A 20,807-nucleotide genomic window follows, 5' to 3' on the forward strand; every position below is an offset into this window, starting at 1 on the left:
AAAAATGTTCAAAATATTTATTCAAAGGCCTGTACTGGCAACGGTTATCTCCATTTTGTTGGTGATACTAGGAGTACTTGGACTTAACAAATTACCACTACAACAATTTCCTGATATTGCTCCACCTTCTGTTTTGGTGACGGCAGTATATCCAGGAGCCAATGCTGAAACTGTACTACGCTCAGTTGCTCCATCATTAGAAGAATCTATAAATGGAGTGGAAAACATGACGTATATGAGTTCTACCGCTAGTAATGATGGTACTTTAGCGATTACTGTTTTCTTTAAGTTAGGTACCGATGCCGACCAAGCAGCGGTTAACGTTCAAAACAGAGTGGCACAAGCTACCAGTCAATTGCCTGCCGAAGTAGTGCAACAAGGAGTTATCACAGCTAAACAACAAAATAGCTTTATCATGGCAATTGGTATGTATACCGAAGATGAATCGAAATACGATCAGACTTTTGTTGCCAATTACGCTCAAATTAATATTATTCCAGAAATTAAACGTATTCCTGGAGTGGGTTCTGCCGCAATTTTTGGAGGAGTAAAAGATTACTCCATGCGCGTTTGGTTGAATCCCACACAAATGGCAACATACAATGTAACGCCTAATGAAGTAATGACTGCTATTCAAGACAAAAGTTTGGAAGCTGCTCCAGGGAAATTTGGAGAACGAAGTAAAGAAGTTTTTGAATACGTAATCAAATACAAAGGAAAACTTACTAAAGCTGAAGACTATCAAAATATTGCCATTCGTTCGAATGCTGATGGTTCTATACTTCGCTTAAAAGATGTTGCCCGAGTAGAGCTTGGTGCTTATTCATATAACAGTTTAACACGTTTAAATGGTAAAAAGGGAATTGTAATTGGTGTTATTCAGTTAGCAGGTTCTAACTCGAATGATATTCAGATTGCTATTAATGAATTGATGGAAAAACAAGCTAAAAGTTTTCCAGCAGGTATTAAGAAGAATATTTTTTATAGTACAAAAGTTTCTTTAGACCAATCAATTGATCAGGTAAAGCATACTTTACTAGAAGCATTTCTATTGGTATTTATCGTGGTATTTATCTTCTTGCAAGATTTTAGATCTACTTTAATTCCAGCCATTGCAGTTCCAGTTGCGATTTTAGGAACCTTCTTTTTCATGCAGTTATTCGGATTTTCGATTAACTTATTGACCTTATTCGCTTTAATCTTAGCCATTGGTATTGTGGTCGATGATGCGATTGTAGTGGTCGAGGCCGTGCATGCCAAAATGGAACACAAACATTTGTCTCCAAAAGTTGCCACTCACGAAGCGATGCACGAGATTACAGGTGCTATTATTTCGATTACATTAGTAATGGCAGCGGTATTCTTACCTGTTGGTTTTATGGAAGGTTCTACGGGAGTTTTCTACCGTCAGTTTGCTTTTACTATGGCTATTGCTATTGTAATTTCGGCAGTTAATGCTTTAACTTTGAGCCCTGCACTAGCTGCTTTGTTTTTAAAAGACAATCATGTTGTTAAAGATGACGATGCACCATACAAGAAAAAAGGGTTTAAAGAAAAATTCTTTAGTGCTTTTAACAGCAGTTTTAATTCGTTGACCAATAGGTATGTTGGTGGTTTAAAATTCCTAATTCGTAGAAAATGGTTGAGCTTAGGTGGTTTAGCTTTAATTACGATTGCGACAATTATCATGGTAAAAACCACTCCTGCAGGATTTATTCCAACAGAAGATCAAGGTTTTATAGCCATTTCAGTAAGTACACCTTCTGGAACTTCATTAGATGGAACACAAAAAGTAATGACTCAAGCAGAAGATGTATTGAGTAAACTGGATGCTTCAAGAGACGTTACTGCTATTTCAGGTTTTAATTTATTGACCAATTCTACCAGTCCTTCTTCAGCAGTTGTTTTTGTTTTGTTAAAACCAAATGAAGAACGTGGTGAAGTGAAAAACATAGACGATATCATGAACCAAGTTCGTGGTCAATTATCTGTAATTTCGGGAGGAAGTTTCTTTGTCTTTAGTTTTCCCACGGTTCCTGGTTTTAGTAATGTGGAAGCTTTAGACTTAGTATTACAAGATAAAACTGGAGGAAAGCTGGATAAATTTAGTGGTATTTCTCAAAATTTCATTGGCGAATTAATGAAACGCCCCGAAATAGCCGTAGCCTTTACAAGTTTCAAAGCCGATTATCCTCAATTACAATTGGATATCAATGATGAAAAAGCCGATCAATTAGGGGTAAAGGTCAAAGATATTTTACAAACGATGCAAGCTTATTTTGGTAGTGCTCAGGCATCAGATTTTAACCGTTTTGGTAAATATTATAGAGTAATAGTTCAAGCTGATGTTGATGATAGAGCTGATCCTTCGTCAATAGACCGAGTTTTTGTGAAAAATAATCGAGGAGAAATGGTTCCCATTAATACTTTGGTAAAACTAAGTCGTATTTATGGTTCTGAGACAGCTTCAAGATACAATTTGTTCAATTCTATTTCGATAAATGCTATTCCTACTCCTGGATTTAGTTCAGGTGATGCCATCAAGGCCATCGAAGAAGTAGCTACACAGCAATTGCCTGCGGGTTATGCCTTTGAATTTTCGGGACAAACTAGAGAAGAAATTTCATCAGGAGGTCAATCGGCAATGATATTCCTACTCTGTTTAATCTTTATTTATTTCTTACTAGCAGCGCAATATGAAAGTTATATTTTGCCATTAGCCGTAATTTTCTCTATACCAGCAGGAATCTTTGGAGTTTTTGTAGCCATCGGTTTAACTGGAATTGAAAACAACATTTACGTACAAGTAGCCTTGGTAATGCTTATTGGACTACTAGCAAAAAATGCCATCTTGATTGTGGAATTTGCCGTGCAAAAAAGAAAATCAGGGCAAGCGTTGGTCAAAGCATCCATAGACGCAGCCAAATTACGTTTGCGACCAATTATTATGACTTCATTAGCTTTTGTTGTTGGTTTAATTCCTATGATGAGTGCCAAAGGACCATCGGCTCAAGGAAATCACTCTATTAGTATTGGTGCAGCAGGAGGTATGATTTCAGGAGTAATTCTTGGATTGTTTATCATTCCTGTTTTGTTCATCATATTCCAATATTTACAAGAAAAGGTTTCAGGAAAACCAATAGCTGTAATTCATAATGAGAAAAAAGCGGAACATTAATTTTGAGCCAAAATAAAATCAAGAATAATATGATAAGAAATAATATATATAGAGCCATTGTACCGTTGATAATGACATTTAGTGCTATGGCTCAACAAAAAGAAGTAACAACAGTGGCTATTCCTCAAAACTATAGAAACGTAGTTGCTATTGATACTACATCTATTGCTACTATTAAATGGAAGGACTTTTTTGTGGAACAAGATTTAGTTCACTTAATTGATGAGGCTATAGCAAAAAACAATGATTTGCAAATTGCTGATAAAAATATTAGTATAGCCAATTTACAGTTCAAACAGTCCAAATGGAATAATGTTCCACAAGTGAATGCTTTTGCAACAGCGACTATGACTAGACTTTCTGAAAATAGCCTAAACGGACTCAGTACAGGTACATTTTTGGGCAAGAATCATATTGAAGATTATAATGCTGGACTAAATTTATCATGGGAAGCTGATATTTGGGGCAAATTTAGAAATCAGAAAAAGAAAGCCTTAGCTTCTTATTTGCAAACCACAGAGGCTAAAAAGGCAACACAAACTGCAGTTGTAGCTACTATTTCTAAAGGTTTTTATGATTTATTGATGCTTGATGCACAATTAGAAATTGCTAAAAAGACTTTAGCTTTGAATGACAGTATTCTGTTTATGGTGAATTTGCAATATGAAGCAGGTCAAGTTACACTTTTGGCCAAACAACAAACAGAAGCACAGCGTTTAATTGCTGCCAAATTAATTCCTGAGTTAGAACAAAATATCCAATTGCAAGAAAATGCGATTAGCGTTTTAACAGGAACATTTCCAGAAGCAAAAACAAGAAGTAGTAAGCTTGATGAGTTGATAGTTAGTGAAGGTTTTTCAGCAGGTATTCCTGCTCAATTGGTTAGTAAAAGACCAGATGTGAAAAGTGCAGAATTAGCGCTACAAGTAGCGAATGCAAATGTAGGAGTAGCTAAAGCTTATTTCTATCCAGCCTTAAATATTACGGCTTCTACTGGAGTAAATTCATTTCAATCAAGCAATTGGTTTAATATTCCAGCGTCTCTATTTGGTTCGGTTGCTGGAGGATTAACAGCTCCACTTCTAAATCGAAAAAGCATAAGAACCCAATATAAAATAGCTAAAGTACAACGAGAACAAGCTGTAATTCAATTTAGACAAACAGTGCTTGTTGCTGTTAGTGAAGTATCAAACGCACTTGTGAAAATTGAAAAAAGTAAAGAACAATTTGAGTTGGCCAATGAAAGAGTAGCAACTCTTCAAAGAGCTGTTGGAAATGCAGATTTATTATTTAAAAATGGATTAGCAACTTATGTCGAAGTCATCATTGCTCAAGGTAATTTATTGCAAGCCGAATTAGAATTAGCCTTGCTTAAAAAAGATAGGTTATCAGCTAATGTTGAGCTATATCGCTCTCTTGGAGGAGGATGGGAATAATATAAATTAGAATTGCTCTTGCTGGTAAATAGGCAAGAGCAATTTATAACATTTGAAATGTAAGATTATGATAAAAAAAATACTTTTAGGATTGCTATTATTTTATACTACTGGAGACCTTTTTGCTCAAGATAGTTTTATAGGAAAATGGGAAACTAATGAAGGGAAATTGTGTCTTGAGATTTATCAAGAAGGTTCTTTTTATTATGGTAAAATTAAAAGAAGTGAAAAGAAGGACAACATGAATCAAGTAGTGCTTATTCAAATGATAAAAAAGTCAGCTACTAAGTTGTATGGGGGTACTTATTATGATGACAAACAAAAATCGGAATATGAAGCTAAATTAAAATTAATAGACAACGATACTATGTGTTTAAAAATCTTAAGTGGATTATTTAATAAAATTATCATTTGGGAAAGAGTCAGTCCTATGCCCTAGATAACTTTTTTATCGCTTTTACTTCTAGAAATAAAATAAATAAAATAATAAAAATATAACAAAAACTAACAACTAAAAAAAATATAGTTATGAAAAATAAAAATATAACACTTAGCGAAATCGGTTTATTCTTATCTTGTTTACTTATGGTATTGGCTATTATTTATATTAGAAGTAATTGAACAATTAAAATTGCATAAAAAGAATTAATTACAATTATTATGATTGGTATATTATAACAGAAGTGTTTTTTAGCCTAGTATCTGTTTTTTTAATTATTTTTGGGTTTTAGTAAAAATAAAACCATGCAAAAAACAGTTGTTTTCTTTTTCTTCTCCCTTTTTTCTTCTTTTGTTTTTACTCAAAACTACGATTTCAAATCCTACAGTACTAAAGAAGGATTAGCGCACAGTCAGACTTTTTCTATTATACAGGCAAAAAATAAAAAAATATGGGTAGCTACTGTGAATGGAGTAAGCTGTTTTAATGGTAAAGACTTTAAAAATTTTACTGCAAAAGAGGGATTGCCTTCCAATATTTGCTCCACAGTTTTCGAAGATTCAAAAGAAAATATTTGGGTGGGTACTTTTAAAGGCATTAGTATTATTAAAAATGATAAAGTCAGTACACCTACTTCCATAGATTTTAAAAAATTTGGATCCATCAATGATTTTCTAGAAGCAAAAGATGGAAGCATTTATATTTTTAGTAATAGAGGAATAATACATTATAAAGATAAAAAGTTTACTATCCTGTACTATAGTAAAAATAATGAAAACATATTTTCAACTAGTGCCGCTTGGTACGATGATAACACTATCTATACAGCTTCTATAAAAAATGGTGTTAAAAAAATAACTTTAAATCCTTTTCAATTTGAAGTTATAGATGGTAAAAGTCATAAGATTAATGACATTTGTTATAAAGTAGTAATAGATAAAGAAAAGAAAGTTTGGATAGGTTCTTATGGTGTTTTGTATTGCCTTGAAAATAATAAGATTAAGGAGTTTGTTCCTGATATGAATGCTATTAATGATAATAGAATTTTTAGTATTATTCAAGAAGAGGATGGTATTACACTAGGACTTAGTTTTGAAGGAAATGGAATAGGTTTTTTTAATAAAGAGAAAGGCACTTTCGATTTTATAAATACGAATAATGGTTTGCCTTCCAATTATATTTATGGTTTCATAAAAGATACTGAAAATAATTATTGGTTGGCATCTTACAACAAAGGAATAATTAAATTCAAAGACAAATCCATGCAATTGTTTACAGCAAAGCAAGGGTTACCTTCAGAGATAATTGTAGATGTAGTAGATTGGAATAATAAATTATATTTAGCTTCAGAGAAAGGAGTAGTAATTCTTAAAGATTATAAGATTGAAAAAATACTTTTTCCAGATACTAAAATTCATAGAATAGTTAAGACATCACAAAACACCTTACTTATAGCCATCGATGAAAAGGTTGTAGAAATGAAAGAAAATGGTATGACAGAAGTTATTCGTGAAGGAACCTATTTAGATATTTACAAAGATGATAAAATAACATTTTTGGCCATTGATGATGATTTAAGAGTATTCACCAAGGATAGTTCATATATTATTGAAACTAGAAAAACATTTAAGATCTTTCCTTTAGGTGACCGTTATATTCTAACTAAGTTAGCTGCTATTTTACAATTTAAAGACAATAAAATTGCTATTATTCCGGGTTTAAACCCTTCCGATCATGATATTTTTGCTTCTATTGATACCATTAATGAAAATGAATTTGTGGCACTTAATGATAAATTTATTTTTCATGTGAGTTTGTACAATGGAATGTTTAAAGTAAAAAAATATTCTATTGACCGTTTTGGGAATGACTATAAAGCCTTGAAAGTACATAAAAATGATTTGTGGCTGGCTTCTAAAAAAGAAATTAGTAAAGTTAATTTTACCTCATTAGTTGAGAAAGATTCAGTTAGTATTAAAAAGTACAAAATTGGAGATAATTTTATTCCAAATGGTATTTTAGATAATGGATTAAAAATAACAGATGATGGGACTCTACTAGCGAGCACTTTAAATGGTTTATTCGTTTTTGATGAAAAACAGTATGTTGAAAATAATAAAGCACCTGAATTAGATTTAAATGATGTATTGTTATTTTCAGAATCTATAAAAGACAAAATAGAAAACAGGTGTATTAATCTTTCTCATAGTGAAAACTATTTAACTTTTGATATGGAAGCCGTTAGTTTTTCTAACTCAGATAACATAAAATACAAATACCGTTTAAAAGGCTTACGAGATGGAAATGAATGGTCAATTCCCTCATTAGATACTAAAGCGGTCTTTTCTTATATTCCATCAGGAGAGTATCAATTTGAGTTTACTGCCGATGACGGAAATGGACTTTGGCAAGCAGAACCCTTTGCGATTGCGATTCGTATTAAAAATCCATTTTGGAGAATTTGGTGGTTTTGGCTTCTTTCTATTTTTAGCCTTGGTTTTGTTATAATAGTTTATTTAAATCAAAAAAATAAAATAGCCTTAAAACGGCAAGCACAAATTACCCAAGATATTATTAATGCGCAAGAAGATGAACGTACACGAGTGGCTTTAGAATTGCACGATAGTGTAGGACAGCAGTTGATGCTTTTAACACGAAAATCAAAAAGTAGCAATGACTCTAGTATGGAAGCTTTAGCTAAAGATACGTTGCAAAATGTAAGAACTATTTCCCAAGGATTACATCCCGTTGTCTTAGAACGATTAGGTTTTACTGCTGGAATAAATGATTTAATCCATAACATAGATGCTTCTACTACACTTTTTTTTACACTTGATATTGAGAACATAGATCCTTTCTTGGATAATAATAAAGCCTTGCATTTGTATAGAATACTTCAAGAACTTTTAAATAATGTTGTAAAACATGCTGAAGCCACTTCAGTAAGTATAGATATTCATAAAATAAAATCAACTATTGAAATAATTGTAGAGGATAATGGTAAAGGTTTTGATTATGAACAACAAATAAAGTTTTCTAAAAGTTTAGGCATGAAATCATTATTAGAAAGGAGCAAAATAATTAAGGCTAAATTGACTATTAACTCCTTAATTAAAAAAGGAACAATAACACAATTAACTTTTCCTATTTGATAGATAAGTTGTATTTTGCCTTACTTTTAAATCCAACAGGAAAAATGAATAAAAGAAACATTTCTTTAATCATAGCAGACGATCATCCTATCATGTTGAAAGGACTGGCAGAAGAACTTGAAAACGCAGGGTATAACATTGTGGCTACGGCTAATAATGGTGCAGCAGCAGTAGAAATAATAGCATTACATAAACCTAGTATTGCTTTATTAGATATTGAAATGCCTTTTTTTAATGGTTTTGAAGTAATAAAAAACTGTCAAGCATTGCAATTGGATACCAAATTTGTGGTGATGACTTATCATAAAGAAAAAGGATTTATAGTGCAAGCGAAAAAAGTAGGTACTCACGGGTATTTGTTAAAAGAAGACAATCTCGATGAAATCGAAGCCTGTATAAAAGCTGTTTTATCGGATGAATTTTATTTTAGCAAATCCTTTCAGGAAGATATCAAATATACTGTAGATAATGAACTTAGAAAAGTAGGATTACTTACTCCGTCGGAAAGAACTATTATTCGTTTGATAGCGCAAGGTAAAAATTCAGCAGAAATTTGTGAGATACTTAAAGTCTCAAAAAGAACTATAGAAAAACACCGTGCTAATATTATTGCTAAACTAGAATTAGAATCCTCTCTAGATACTTTAACGCAATGGACAATGGATTACAAAGAAATTATAATGTCTTTATAATTTAAAAAAGAGATTTAACTAAGTAAACTACGTAATATTTGCGTCTAATACGTATGGTTTACTATTGCGGTTTACAGTAACATTGTATTTTAAAAAACAAATTAAATTACAATGAAAAAAAACTATCTTTTATCCGTTCTATTGGCTTTAATACTGTTGCTCTCAGCTAGTATTTATTCACAAAATATAGTGTCTACTAATCCCACTATGAATGCTATAAATGTACCTGTAAATGCTAATTTATCGATCTCTTTTGATGCTCTTATTACTCCTGCAGTATTTAACTCTGCGACTATTGTTGTTACGGGTTCTCAAACTGGTAGAGTTTTTGGAACTTTTTTAGGAATATATTCTAGCGTTATAATCTTTAATCCACAGCAAGACTTTAAACCAGGAGAAATTATTAGTATCACTTTGAGTACTAGTACCAATAGAGCAGTAGCTAGTTTTACCACTGCGGTAAGCACCAATAGTGCAGGAACTTTTGATTATGGACAAAATATAATTACTACTAATGCTTCAGACGCTTTTACTGTATTTTCTGCCGATTTAGACGGAGATGGAGATTTGGATGTACTTTCTGCTTCTATAGATGATAATAAAATTGCTTGGTATGCCAATGATGGTTCAGGCAACTTTGGCTCCCAACAAATTATTACCACAAGTGTAGATGAGGCTTGGGAGGTTTATGCTGCTGATTTAGATAATGATGGAGATATGGATGTAATATCAGCTTCAGCGGGAGATGACCGCATTGCGTGGTATGAAAATGACGGAAGTGGTAATTTTGGTTCTCAACAAACCATAACCACTCATGCCAATTTAGTAAGAAGAATACATGTTTCAGATATGGATGGTGATGGTGATTTAGATGTAATTTCAACATCTATTAATACAGGACACATTTATTGGTATAAAAATAATAGTAATGGTAGTTCTTGGACAGAAGAAATCGTTTCTAGTACAGAAGCTACAGGAAGTGCGGTAAATACAACAGATTTTGATAATGATGGAGATATAGATGTACTGGCAAGTTCAAATGGCAATATTAATTGGTATAAAAATAATGGATTTGGAAACTTCACTACTGCTCAAAATATTGCTACAGTAAGTAATTCTGTTTTTGGGTTATATGCAAAAGATTTAGATTTAGATGGTTATCAAGATGTATTGGCTGCTATAAATGGTATAGGAATAGTATGGTACAAAAATAATGGTGATGGAACTTTTAGTTCCCAACAAGTAATTGCCACATCAGCACTTGTGCATTATGCTTATGCTGTTCATGCGACTGATTTAGATGGTGATGGAGATATGGATGTCCTATCGGCATCATCAAATGATGATAAAGTGGCTTGGTATGAAAATGATGGAAATGGAAATTTTGGGACACAACAAATTATAACGACTAGTGCTGATGCTGTTAGAAATATTTATGTTGCCGATTTAGATGGTGATGGAGATATGGATGTTTTATCTGCTTCTGGATATGATAATAAAATTGCGTGGTATAAGAATGGGAGTACTACCTTAAACTTAAATGATAATGAACTTAATAATGAATTGTCTATCTATCCAAACCCAACGAATAATCAAATAAATATTAAAGTAAAAAATGGATTAGCTATTCAAAAAATAGCCATCTATGATCTTACTGGACGCATAATAAAAGAACAAAATATAGAGCATAATTTAGAATTAATACATATTGATATGCTACCCTTAAAACAAGCTAATTATAGCATTAAAATAACAACAGATAAAGGAATATTAACCAAAAAAATTATTAAAATGTAAGTTATTAGTAATTGGTTTCCTTACTTAATAAGACCTTAACACGTATCGTGTTTAAGGTCTTTTTTGTTTTTTATACTTCTTAGTATACGTAGGTTACTATATAATTGCTTAGTCTACGTATTTTATGGTGTTTATAAATATTTGATATTGCATTATGATTAAAGCAGTGTTTTTTTTCAGAAGAATATTGTTTTACAGAAGTATGTAATTAGAATATATAAAAGAAATTACTAAAGTGATTTTAAGAGTTCAAGTTGAGATTAAATAATTGATTAACTACCTAATCTCTCTCAAAAACAATTAGTAAAGAATAACAAGTAATTTAAAAACAAATAGATATGAATGATTTAAAACAAAACCCAGAACAGACTACAGCTTTTAATGCATTAATTAAAAAAATTTTAAGTGGTAAAATGTCAGATAGTGAAATTGAGGACTATATCCTTAAAAGTGGTAAGTTATTAGACCCTATAGGTGCAAAAATTGAATTTAATATGTTAGGTATCGATGGACGATTTATGTGTACGCCAAAAGATTCTAAAGACCATCCTTATGTTTGGGATCATAGAGTATATGGTTTTGGAGTAGCAGATATTAAATGTGATGGAAACCTTAGCACAGGTTATGCAGATTGGAGTGGTTTATGGAAGAATACAACATCTGTAGGAGTAACATGCGGAGAAATAGGAATAGGTGTTGTAGCAGCTGTTTTTTTTAGAGAAGACGGAATGCCTATTGGTGATTTTAGAGGAGTTCCAACAGGTGTTTTAGCATTTGCAGGAGCAGGAGGTGAAGGAGGCTGGAAGAAGTAATAACTCATTTCTGCCTAGTCTTACTTTACATGAGTTTCTAGTATTTTAATTAGTATAAGACCTTAACACAAAATTGTGGTTAAGGTCTTTTTTATTTTATAGAGTACGTATGCTACTTAATATTTACCATTCTTACGTATGGTTTTTAGTCCTTGTTTATTATAATATTGTATGCACAAACTAAATCACAAATGCGATGAAAAAATATTACTTAGTATGGATGGCAATTACAGTGTTTTTTTTGAATGACCATAATGGGTTTGCTCAAAACTTAATTGACACAACTCCTTTAAGAAACACAACTAATATTCCAGCGAATACGAATATTGTCCTAACTTTTGATACGACTACAGATGCAAACACACTAAATGCTAGTACTATTCTTGTATCTGGTTCACAAACCGGTTTGATTGCTGGTGTTTTTTCTGGTCAGGGAACACCTGTTGTAACCTTTATTCCAAATGCAACTTTTAAACCTGGAGAAGTGATTACAGTAGTAGTTACTAATAACCTTACTCTAGGAAATGTTGCGTTAGCAAATCCTACTGTTTTTTATTTTACGATTATTTCAAATTCGGTCGCTGCTCCATTAGGCTTTTTAAAAAGAGAAATATCAACTTTAGAAAATTATGCTACAGATCTCTATACTGCAGATATTGATAATGATGGTGATTTAGATGTAGTAACTGCTGCTTCAATTATTAATACTATTGCTTGGTATGAAAATGATGGAACGGACCAACCTACTTTTACCAGACATGTAGTAACAAACACAGCAGATTTTGCTACAGCTGTTTTTGTTGGCGACTTAGATAATGATGGTGATTTGGATATTTTATCAGCTTCAGCCGAAGATGATACCATTGCTTGGTATGAGAATGATGGGGCAACTACACCCTCTTTTACAAAGATAGTCGTTTCGAATACTGCCGATTTTGCAACAAGTGTCACTGTTGGTGATATGGATGGTGATGGCGATTTAGATATATTGTCGGCTTCCTTATTTGATGATGTTGTAGCTTGGTATGAAAATGACGGTGCAGCAGATCCAACATTTACTCGAATTGTTATTACCACAGCCACAAATGGAGCTTATACATTGACTATTGGTGATATGGAAGGTGATGGGGATTTAGATATCTTTTCTACTTCTAGATACGATGATACAATTTCTTGGTTTGAAAATGATGGAGGAATAGATCCCACGTTTACAGAATGTATCATCAGTACTTCAGTTAATAATGCTACTGATATTTCATTTGGTGACTTAGATGGTGATGGCGATTATGATATTGCAGCTTCTTCCAGAGACGATGACTCTATTTTTTGGTTTGAAAATAATGGAGGTTCTAATCCAACATTTACAAAAATTGTACTAACCAACACAGCAGATGGAGCGAGACGAGTTTCTATTGATGACATTGATGGAGATGGAGATTTAGACATATTTGCAGTTTCAAATTATGATGATACCGTTTCTTGGTTTGAAAATGACGGAGCAATAGCACCCAGTTTTACGGAGCAAATAATTACAAAAACAGCTGATGGGGCTAATAGTATCAGTGTGGGGGATGTTGATGGAGATGGTGATTTAGATATATTTGTAGCCTCAACAAATGATGATACGGTTGCTTGGTATGAAGCCACTACAGAACTTCAAATTACAACAAGTTCTCCTGTAGCTCAATCCACTAGTGTTCCAGTGGATAGCCCTATTATAATAAATTTTACTACAACTCTTGATGCTACTACAATTAATTTAAATTCTATTTTGATTACAGGTGCACAAACAGGTATTATTGAAGGTGCATTTACTGGAGGGGGTACTTCCACATTAGTATTTAACCCTTTAAATAGTTTTAAACCAGGAGAGCTTATTACAGTGGTATTGACTACTAACTTATCGTCGGAAGAAGGTTATTTTCTGCGTAATCCCTCCATGTTTAGTTTTGTAGTAGAAACAGCTAGTATGCCTTCACCAGTTTCATACATGGATCACACGGTAACAACAGCATTAGATTATGTTACAAAAATTAGCCTAGCAGATATTGACAATGATGGGGATTTAGATATTGTGTCTTCATCTGTTAATGATGATACTATTGCTTGGTTTGAAAATAATGGAGATCCTGTAAATCCTATTTTTACAAAAAACACCATTACGATAACAGCTAATTCTGCAACAAGTGTAGTAGTGGCTGACTTAGATAATGACGGTGACTTAGATGTTGTTTCTTCGTCTTCTCAAGATGATACAGTAGCTTGGTATGAAAATGATGGTAATGCAGACCCTATGTTTACAAAAATCATTATAACAACTACAGCAGATTGGGCTTATCGTTTAGCAGTAGGGGATTTAGATAATGATGGTGATTTAGACATTATTTCAGGTTCTCAAAGTGATCAAACTTTGGCTTGGTTTGAAAATGATGGTGCTTCCGATCCTAGTTTTAGTCAGAATATCATTAGTACTACTGTTAGTGGTATACATGATATTGCTGTGGGAGATCTTGATAATGATGGTGATCTAGATATGTTAGTTGCTTTACGATATAGCAATACAGTATCTTGGTATGAAAATAATGGTGCGCCCAATCCGACCTTTATTAATAATATCATTACAACAAATGCCATGACAGTAAAAGCAGTTTCTTTAGGAGATCTTGACAATGATGGCGATTTAGATGTTTTGTCTACTTCTACAGCAGATAACACTATTGCTTGGTACGAAAATGATGGCGCAACGAATCCTACTTTTACAAAAACAGTAATTTCATCTACTGTAAGTGATTTACTAACAGTGAATGTGGGTGATGTGGATGGCGATGGTGATCTTGATGTTTTGGTAGCCAATGTAAATACCTTCGATTATTATGAAAATGATGGTGCTTCAAATCCAATATTCACAAAGGTTTTAATAACATCCAATTCCAATAGTGCTTCAAGTATTACTACAGGAGACATGGATTATGATGGTGATTTAGATATCGTTGTAGGGAAGTTTAGCGATAGAATTTCTTGGTATGAAGCTTTTGATCCCACTTTAAGTACAGCTAATCTTTCTCTTGAAGAACATTTTGCAATCTATCCTAATCCAGTAAAAGATAAGCTAACGATACAATCAAATTCAGATAACAGTATACAAAGTATTGCAATTTATGATCTTTCTGGACGTTTGGTACAAAAGAATATTCTTGAAAATAATACGATGACTTCCTATGTTTTAGATATGAGTACCTTAAATACGGGTACTTATCTTCTTCAATTATACAGTACTGAAGGAACTATTCTGAAGAAAATAAGTAAAGAATAATACCAATAATAATTTTTTTAAATAAGCATTGATTCTAGTCAATGCTTATTTTTTTTACGTACTCTACGTAATATTTACATACCCTACGTATTTTTATAGTAAAATAATAATAATAACTTTGGTGACATTAAAATATCAATCATGAGTATAAAAAATACTATTACCACAGTGTTCTTTTTCCTTTTAGGAATTGTAATACTACAAGCACAAACTATACCGGATGCCGCATTTACTGCAAGCCCAGTAGTAGGAAATTCAACACCACATACTGTTTTTTTTACAGATCAATCAGTTATTCCAGATACTTGGCTATGGAATTTTGGAGATGGTGGTACATCCACAGCTCAAAATCCAATTCACAGTTATACTTCTTATGGTGAATATACAGTAAGGTTAACCATAGAAGATACGATGACTGGACTTTCTGATTTTGAAAACAAAGTGGCTTATATTAAAATATCTAAACCAGTAGCTGATATAGATGCACCAACATTTGGATATTTTGGTTGTGCGCCTTTAACAGCCAATTTTATTGATGCTTCTGTAGCTAACGGTGCACCTATTGTTAGTTGGCTATGGAATTTTGGAGATGGTACTACTTCTACTGACCAAAATCCTTCACACATTTACAATACTCCAGGTAGCTATACTGTTTCCTTAACTGTTACGGATAGTTTTGGTAATACCGATACGGGTGTATTTACGAATGCGGCACAAGCCGTTGGACCTAATACTAATTTTCAAGCCAATCAAACATTATTACAGCCCAATACAAGTGTTACTTTCACAGATTTAACCACTTTCGGTGCTCCAATTACTAGTTGGAGTTGGAATTTTGGAGATGGTAGTACTTCTAGTGTCCAAAACCCTACTCATACATATACAACTTCAGGAGATTATACAGTGAGTTTAACGGTATCAGATCTTGATGGTTGCTCTAGAACGCTTACTAAAACAGCTTATATTAAAGTGGTAGCTTGTCCTGCAAATCTTACAGTAAATAATGATGCTGGACAATGTGAAGCCAATGTAGTACTTCCAGATTTTGAAGGCTTCACTAATGGAAATGCTATAGATTTAGATGGAACAAATGACTATATTGCAGCGCCACTTCCTACCGTATTCAATAATATTGGTGCAAACAGTTTTACCGTTGAAATGTGGGTCACTAGAGAGTCTCCGACTACTACTAGTAGATTGTTTTTTGCACAATTAGATTCAAATAATTTTGCAACTATATTAGTAAGCTTATCAGGGGTGCCTTATTTATATGTAAATGATAATTCCACTACTTATAGTTTAGATACTCGAACAAGTATCCCTGTGAATCAATGGACACATTTGGCTTTTAAATGGAATGCCACTTCAAAAACAATTACTGTTCTTATCAATGGTGTTGAGCTACAAAATACAGTTAGTGGAGGTACAAGTAGTTGGGGAAATGATAATCGTATGACTATTGGTTCTAGAACCGATAGCGCTCAATTCTTTAATGGTAAAATAGATGAATTACGAATTTGGAACCAAGAAAGGAATAACGCAGCTATAGTGGCTTCAATGAACACTTGTGTTTCAGAAACTGATGCTAATTTAGTTGCCTACTATCGTTTAGATGAAGCTTCTGGAAGTACTATTGCAAATGATGCCACTGGAAACGGTTATACTGGTACTTTAATCAATAGTGATGTAAGTACAGCTTGGACTTATGGAGCTGTTTCTTGTAACGGATATGCGACTAACGATTTCACAAACACGAATAATGCATCGGGAGTTTATCCAATAGGAAATACCACAGTAACATGGACTGCAACTAATCCTGCAGGAAATACAGCAACTTGTACGCAATTAATAACAGTTGTAGATGCAGAAAACCCAGTGATTACTTGTCCAACATCAATTTCACTCAATACAGATTTAGGAAAATGTACGTCAACTGCTTCAATAGGAACACCAACAGCCACTGATAATTGTGGTGTACCAACAGTAACAAACGATGCGCCCACAGCTTTTCCAATAGGAGATACTACAGTAACATGGACAGCAACAGATAGTGCTGGAAATACAGCAAGTTGTACGCAAATAGTCACCGTTGTAGACGCAGAAAATCCAGTGATAACATGTCCAACAGCAATTACAATAAATACAGATTTAGGACAATGTACATCAACGGCTTCAATAGGAGTAGCTACAGCCACTGATAATTGTGGAGTGCCAACAGTAAGCAATGATGCACCAACCGCTTTTTCAATAGGAGATACCACAGTTACATGGACAGCTACAGATAGTGCAGGTAATACAGCAATTTGTACACAAATAGTCACCGTTGTAGATACAGAAAATCCAGTGATAACATGTCCAACAGTAATTACAATAAATACAGATTTAGGACAATGTACATCAACCGCTTCAATAGGAGTAGCCACAGCTACTGATAATTGTGGTGTACCAACAGTTACTAATGATGCACCAACACCTTTTCCAATAGGAAATACAACAGTTACATGGACAGCAACTGATTCTGCTGGAAATACAGCAATTTGTACACAAATAGTTACCGTTGTAGATGCAGAAAACCCAATAATTACTTGTCCAACAGCAATTACCATCAATACAGATTTAGGTCAATGTACATCCACTGCTGCCATTGGTGTTGCAACTGCTACAGATAATTGTGGTGTACCAACAGTTACTAATGATGCACCAACACCTTTTCCAATAGGAAATACCACAGTTACATGGACAGCTACAGATAGTGCTGGAAATACAAATACTTGTACCCAACTTGTCACAGTAATAGATGCAGAAAACCCAGTGATTACGTGTCCAACAGCGATTAGCATCAATACAGATTTAGGACAATGTACATCCACTGCTGCCATTGGTGTTGCAACTGCTACAGATAATTGTGGTGTACCAACAGTTACTAATGATGCACCAACACCTTTTCCAATAGGAAATACAACAGTTACATGGACAGCTACAGATAGTGCTGGAAACACAAACACTTGTACCCAACTTGTCACAGTAGTAGATGCAGAAACTCCAGTGATTACATGTCCAACTGCAATTACACTCAATACAGATTTAGGACAATGTACATCAACCGCTTCAATAGGAATAGCCACAGCTACAGATAATTGCGGATTACCAACAGTTACTAATGATGCTCCAACCGCTTTTCCAATAGGAGCTACTACAGTAACATGGACAGCTACGGATAATGCTGGTAATACAACTACTTGTACACAGCTTGTCACAGTTGTTGATGCTGAACTTCCAATAGTGCAAACTCAAGATGTTACGATTGCTTTGGATACTTCTGGAAATGCATCTATTACTCCAGCAATGGTTGATAATGGTAGTACAGATAATTGTACTATTGCTACTATGACTTTGGATATCACTTCCTTTGATTGTTCAGATATAACTAATCCAGTTGTGGTTACTCTTACAGTAACTGATGCTAGTGGAAATACAGCTAATACAACAGCGTTAATAACTGTTGAAGATACTACTAATCCAGTAGTGATTACTCAAGATGTTAGTGTAGCATTAGATAATTCCGGCACAGCTACAATTACTCCTGAAATGATAGATAATGGAAGTTATGATGCTTGTGGTATTCAGAACATATCCTTAAATACTACAACTTTTAATTGCCCAAGATTAGATGAGGTACAGTTGGTAACACTAACAGTAACCGATAGTAATGGGAATAGTAATACTGCTGATGCATATATCTCTTTTACAGGTTTTGATTTAGATTTAGATAATATTGCAGATCCTTGTGATACTGAACAAAATCCAGATGTTACTCCCATTTTAGGTATTTCACCCAATAATGATGGTCAAAATGATACATGGGTTATTGAAAATATTACCAATTTCCCAAAAGCTAAAATTGAAGTCTTTGATAGAAATGGAGTTTCGGTTTATAACGCTATCAATTATCAAAACAATTGGTCAGGAAATAGAAATGGATCAGGAGAATTAGTACCAGTTGGATCCTACTATTTTAGCATCAATATTTTTGGAGATGGTTCCTTATTTATTAAAGGATGGTTATACATTAATTACTAATTGTTTATAAAAGATAAAATGAAACTATATAAAATATTTTTTTCGACACTATTCCTTTTAATCATTTCATTTAATGGAATCGCACAAGTAGAACCTAGTTATTCTTTATATCGGTATAATACAAACTTTTTTAACCCAGCAGCTTTTGGTAGTGATGATAAGGTAACTATTAAAACGAACTTTAGAAGTCAATTTTTAGGAATTGATTATGCTCCTGAAACACAAAGTATTAGTTTGGGTATTCCCATAAAAGATAAAATGAATGTAGGTGTTATTGTTATAGCTGATAAAGTCTTTATTGAACAAAATACTTCTTTGTTTGCTAGTTTTTCATATAAAATTCAAGTTGCAAAAGCAACCGATTTATTATTTGGAATTCAAGCAGGAGGTTCCTTTGTAAATATAGATTTTGAAAAGTTACATTTACCAGCAGATCCTTTTCTTTCTCAAAACACTAATTATTTTAATCCTAACATAGGTGTTGGTTTTTATTTAAAAAATGACAACTATTTTGCATCACTATCCGTTCCTAGACTTTTTGAAACCGATCGTGTAGCAGATGAAAATGGAGTTGCTACTCAGGCTAATAACAAAGCTCAATTGTATGTAAGTGGAGGTTATCATTTCAATTTATCAGATGCTATTACATTTATACCTTCTACTTTGGTACGCGTATCAGAAGAAGAAATTATTACAGACGCTACAGGAACTTTCGAATTCTTTAAGAAATTTGATGTAGGTGTAAATTATAGATGGGATAGAGCCATTGGAGGGCTTCTCTATATTACCATTAAAGACCGACTTAAGTTAGGATATGCTTATGAATCCAATAGTAGCGATATTAATAAATATGAAAATGGAACGCATGAGTTTGGACTAAGTTTTCAATTTTAATAAAACCTAGGAATATTTTTCTCATAAATAAGCAGATTAAAAAACAAAACCACTTCAATTGAAGTGGTTTTGTTTTTTTTGATACATTTATACCCAATATAAGTAACAAGAAAAGTTACTTAAATTAAAAACTTATTTTACTTTAAAAACTGTAGTAGTATGCTTTTTAATTTTAATAGAAGTGACTCATTGTAATTGATGGAGAAGAGCAAACTAAGTAAAAAAACATTATTAAATTAATTAGAGAGTATTTAAAAATAAATTATGGAATTATACAATAAAATTTTTCAAAATAATCAAGATTGGATTGCGAGTAAAAAAGCCTCAAATATAGATTTTTTTAAATATTTAGCGGAAGGTCAATCTCCAGAAATTTTATATATAGGTTGTAGTGATAGTAGAGTTACAGCGGAAGAAATGACAGGTATAGAACCTGGTCAAATGTTTGTACACCGGAATGTGGCTAATTTAGTTCCAAACAATGACAATAACTCAGCATCAGTAATAGAATATGCTGTTGCTCATTTAAAAGTGAAACATGTAGTGGTTTGTGGTCATTATGATTGTGGAGGTGTAAAATCAGCTATGCAAGCAAAAGATTTAGGAATTTTAAATCCTTGGTTGAGGAACATTCGTGACGTGTATCGTTTGCATATAAAAGAACTAAATGCCATCAATGGAGAAGAAGAACGGTACAGAAGATTAATAGAGTTAAATGTAGAAGAACAATGTATCAATGTAATTAAAACAGCAGTTGTACAAAGACATTACCTAGATACAGGTTTTCCTATGGTTCACGGTTGGGTTTTTGATATTCATACAGGAAGGTTGATAGATTTAAAAATTGATTTTTATGAAAAATTAAAGGAAACACAAGAAATATATAATCTTGGAACTGAAAAGTAGTATAAATACAACACAAATTATAATCGAATAAAAACAATATTCTTCTCTTACATTAAAAAATACAGTTTGTATACAGAATTGATTCTCAAATTTGAAAAATAAAATTTT

General features: G+C 33.0%; 11 protein-coding genes. All 11 read left to right on the forward strand.

The genetic code is table 11. The annotated features are described in order from the left end of the window. Positions 1-4: 4 nt before the first annotated feature. The 11 genes from FIA58_RS04675 (at position 5) to FIA58_RS04725 (ending at position 20,699) form a co-directional block, all read left to right on the forward strand. Entirely contained in the window at positions 5-3,178 is a 3,174-nt protein-coding gene (locus tag FIA58_RS04675) for an efflux RND transporter permease subunit (RefSeq protein WP_140960555.1), read from the forward strand. Between the two features lie 29 nt (positions 3,179-3,207). Then, complete coding sequence (locus FIA58_RS04680; protein ID WP_140960557.1) at positions 3,208-4,614, forward strand: efflux transporter outer membrane subunit; 1,407 nt, start codon at positions 3,208-3,210, stop codon at positions 4,612-4,614. A gap of 67 nt (positions 4,615-4,681) precedes the next feature. After that, positions 4,682-5,053: a DUF2147 domain-containing protein gene (locus FIA58_RS04685; protein ID WP_140960559.1), complete on the forward strand. Its 372-nt coding sequence runs from the start codon at positions 4,682-4,684 to the stop codon at positions 5,051-5,053. Positions 5,054-5,358: 305 nt separating this feature from the next. After that, positions 5,359-8,205, forward strand: coding sequence for a sensor histidine kinase (locus tag FIA58_RS04690; RefSeq protein ID WP_140960561.1), 2,847 nt, complete (start codon positions 5,359-5,361; stop codon positions 8,203-8,205). After that, positions 8,202-8,897: a response regulator transcription factor gene (locus FIA58_RS04695; RefSeq protein ID WP_140960563.1), complete on the forward strand. Its 696-nt coding sequence runs from the start codon at positions 8,202-8,204 to the stop codon at positions 8,895-8,897. The genes FIA58_RS04690 and FIA58_RS04695 overlap by 4 nt, the downstream gene beginning before the upstream one ends. A 111-nt stretch (positions 8,898-9,008) precedes the next feature. After that, complete coding sequence (locus FIA58_RS04700) at positions 9,009-10,694, forward strand: FG-GAP-like repeat-containing protein (protein ID WP_140960566.1); 1,686 nt, start codon at positions 9,009-9,011, stop codon at positions 10,692-10,694. A 338-nt stretch (positions 10,695-11,032) separates the two neighbouring features. Continuing rightward, on the forward strand, positions 11,033-11,506 hold the full coding sequence (locus FIA58_RS04705; protein WP_140960568.1) for a hypothetical protein: 474 nt from the start codon (positions 11,033-11,035) through the stop codon (positions 11,504-11,506). A 196-nt stretch (positions 11,507-11,702) separates the two neighbouring features. Further along, positions 11,703-14,819, forward strand: coding sequence for an FG-GAP-like repeat-containing protein (locus FIA58_RS04710; protein WP_140960570.1), 3,117 nt, complete (start codon positions 11,703-11,705; stop codon positions 14,817-14,819). A gap of 141 nt (positions 14,820-14,960) precedes the next feature. Further along, on the forward strand, positions 14,961-18,899 hold the full coding sequence (locus FIA58_RS21710; RefSeq protein ID WP_140960572.1) for an HYR domain-containing protein: 3,939 nt from the start codon (positions 14,961-14,963) through the stop codon (positions 18,897-18,899). A gap of 18 nt (positions 18,900-18,917) precedes the next feature. Beyond that, positions 18,918-19,793 carry a PorP/SprF family type IX secretion system membrane protein gene (locus FIA58_RS04720; RefSeq protein ID WP_140960574.1) on the forward strand — a complete coding sequence of 292 codons (876 nt, stop codon included), beginning with the start codon at positions 18,918-18,920 and terminating at the stop codon, positions 19,791-19,793. A gap of 264 nt (positions 19,794-20,057) precedes the next feature. Next, a complete protein-coding gene (locus tag FIA58_RS04725; RefSeq protein ID WP_140960576.1) occupies positions 20,058-20,699 on the forward strand; it encodes a carbonic anhydrase in 642 nt (213 codons plus the stop codon). The last annotated feature ends 108 nt before the right edge of the window (positions 20,700-20,807 follow it).

Source organism: Flavobacterium jejuense (genome assembly GCF_006491595.2).
Lineage (GTDB): Bacteria > Bacteroidota > Bacteroidia > Flavobacteriales > Flavobacteriaceae > Flavobacterium > Flavobacterium jejuense.